Source organism: Allochromatium humboldtianum (assembly GCF_013385175.1).
Taxonomy (GTDB): domain Bacteria; phylum Pseudomonadota; class Gammaproteobacteria; order Chromatiales; family Chromatiaceae; genus Thermochromatium; species Thermochromatium humboldtianum.
This window is the reverse complement of sequence record NZ_JABZEO010000051.1, coordinates 1-1,575: the sequence shown is the minus strand read 5'-3', so window position 1 is coordinate 1,575 and position 1,575 is coordinate 1. Positions and strand designations below refer to the sequence as shown.

Below are 1,575 nucleotides of genomic sequence, written 5' to 3'. Positions count from 1 at the left end.
GCGGCCCACGCCGAGGTGGACATCCTGCTGGATACCTTCCCGTATCCGGGGGGGACGACCACCTGCGAAGCGCTGTGGATGGGGGTGCCGACGATCACGTTGGCTGGCGATACCCTACTGGCGCGCCAGGGTGCTAGTTTGCTGACGGCAGCGGGACTGCCGGATTGGGTGGCGCACAGTGAAGACGAGTACGTCGGCAAGGCCATCACCTTCGCCCAAAACCCAGCATCGCTGGCCGTACTGCGTGCCGGGTTGCGTGAACGAGTCGCTCGCTCTCCACTCTTCGATGCCCCGCGTTTTGCCAGTCATTTGAGCCAAGCGTTATGGGTAATGTGGCGTGAACTGAGTATTACTCGGTTGGCGCAGAATGAAAACGCCGCACCGGTAATGTCCGATGCTGCGCCCCAAGCACAGCAAGCGATGGACGCTATCGTGGCGCTCTATCAGCAGGGCCGCTTTGCAGAGGTTGAAGCGGCGGCTCGCAAGTTTTGTAATGACTATCCAGAACACTTCTTCGGCTGGAAAATTCTCGGAACGCTTTGTGTGCAGTTTGGCCACACCGATCTGGCGATCGCGCATCTAGAAAAAGCGATTTCACTTGCGCCTGAAGATGTCGGCACTTACAGCAACCTAGGCGTTGCACTCAAAAACCTGGGACGCCGGGATGAAGCCATCACTTGTTACCGACGAGCGCTCGCTGTCAAGCCAGACTACGCAGAAGCACACTGCAACTTGGGGAACGCGCTTCGTGAAGCAGGCCAGCTTGCTGAGGCCATTGAGCATTGCCGCCAGGCTGTTGGCCTTCGTCCGGACTACGCTGAGGCCCATGCCAATTTAGGCGCTGCATTTCTGGACAGCGGTAATTTTTCCGATGCGAAGACCTGTTGTGAGAATGCGTTGAAACTCAAGCCCGATCAACCCAGGGTGCTCTCCAATTTAGGTGCTGCACTTAAGGATTTGGGGCAGATTGATGCGGCATTGATGGCTTTGCGGCGTGCTGTCGAGTTACAGCCTGACTACGCCGAGGCTCACAATAATTTGGGTGTGGTATTTCACGAATGTGGGTTGCTGGACCACGCTAAGCAAAGCTATCACCAAGCCGTGCAGTTGAAGCCGGACTATGCGGAGGCCTTCAATAATCTAGGCAACACACTGAAGGCAGATGGGGAACTGGAAGCGTCGGCAGCGGCGCGGCGCCGGGCACTGGAAATCAATCCCTCTTACGCCGAGGCGTATAACAACTTGGGCGTGGTCTTACAGGATGAAGGTCGCCTGCCTGAAGCGGTGGATTGCTATCGGCGCACGCTTGAAATTAAACCTTCTTTTATTGAAGCGCACAGCAACCTGATTTTTTGCCTGAATTTTGACGAGCGTTTTTCGGCTGAAGATCGCTTGCTTGAGGCTCGTGCCTTTGGTGAAAAGGTACAGGAAAAAGCAACTGAATTCAGAGCATGGAAGAGCTCAGCAACGGTTCTTCCGGACAGACTCCGTATTGGTTTTGTCTCCGGGGATCTAAAAATTCATCCCGTTGGCTTCTTTCTCGAAAATGCTCTGAGCTGTCTAAGCACGAACCTC

Annotated in this window: 1 protein-coding gene; it reads left to right on the top strand. The window is 55.2% G+C overall.

Translation table 11 applies throughout. The features are described from left to right. Window positions 1-1,575: tetratricopeptide repeat protein (locus HW932_RS21400; RefSeq protein ID WP_176978474.1), on the top strand; the 1,575-nt coding region annotated here is incomplete at both ends.